The sequence below is a fragment of the Rhizobium ecuadorense genome (assembly GCF_001187535.1).
Taxonomy (GTDB): Bacteria; Pseudomonadota; Alphaproteobacteria; order Rhizobiales; family Rhizobiaceae; genus Rhizobium; species Rhizobium ecuadorense.
Genome location: NZ_LFIO01001018.1, coordinates 1 through 247 on the forward strand (window position 1 = coordinate 1; position 247 = coordinate 247).

1 pseudogene is annotated in these 247 nt (G+C 58.7%); it reads right to left on the reverse strand.

Features of this window, described 5'->3' with window-relative positions:
- Positions 1-247, reverse strand: a pseudogene (locus AF337_RS18520) (TetR/AcrR family transcriptional regulator); the annotation flags it as partial.

Below are 247 nucleotides of genomic sequence, written 5' to 3' on the forward strand. Positions count from 1 at the left end.
GTGCGCGCATACATCTCTTCGTCGCAAAGGTCGGGAGCCAGCTGGCGCACGGCGTCACGGAAGATGCCGGCGACGTGACCGCTATGCTCGATATTCAGCTGTAACAGATCCTGATCGGTCTCCGTTCCCATCCAGACGCCGAGATAGACGGGATCGTTGTGGTAGGAATCGTAATACCAGTCGATGGTGGCGCAGACGACATCCAGCGCCTGATCAAGTGACTGTACGCCGGTGAACATCGCCGCCA